Here is a 610-nt window from a genome sequence, read left to right on the forward strand (position 1 = left end):
TGTCGACGCTAATACGTTTGTTCGGAGCGCATCACTTCCAGATCGGCCGTGTTTCTTGGCAGCACAGAGTCTGCAGTAGTCCCTTTTGCCCTGCACCCTGCATGGACGGTCCGGATGAGGACCTTCCGCTTCTCTCGCACGGCGCCTCGACCGGGCGGGCCCTGCAGGTGGCCCGCTTTCCGGTCTCGGCGCTGTGTCATGAGAAAGCCCACCGAGGCCTGCGGTGGTAGCCACGGTAGGCTCACCGCTTCCAAAGCAATCCCGGTCCTATCTCGATGATCAAACCACAGACCACTGTGGTGATACCAGGTCATGCAGCACACGCATCCACAAGCCCTCAACCGGACTTGCAAGGGCTCTTACACGCCCCTTCAGCCAGTCCGCAGGATCCTCCTTGCCAGCCTTCTTGATACGTGCACAGATGGTGTCTTTGACGCTTACCGGGTCCAAAACATCAGGCCCAAGCAAACCTGACAGAGCCTTCTGCAGCTTATTATTGCCCCGGCTCACAAGCAAAGCGACCATCGCTCCCGCGCCGTCATCACTCCACGCCATGCCTCTCTTCTTCATCCGGTTGGCAATCTTCTTGTCAAGAACCGTCTCTAACACT

General features: G+C 58.2%; 1 protein-coding gene. It reads right to left on the minus strand.

Features of this window, described 5'->3' with window-relative positions; all coding sequences use genetic code 11:
- Positions 1–279 precede the first annotated feature (279 nt).
- A partial coding sequence (locus tag NUW23_16365; protein ID MCR4427721.1) for a hypothetical protein occupies positions 280–610 on the minus strand: 331 nt, incomplete at its 5' end.

It is taken from the genome of Bacillota bacterium, from assembly GCA_024655925.1.
In the GTDB taxonomy this organism is placed as follows: domain Bacteria; phylum Bacillota; class DTU025; order DTU025; family JANLFS01; genus JANLFS01.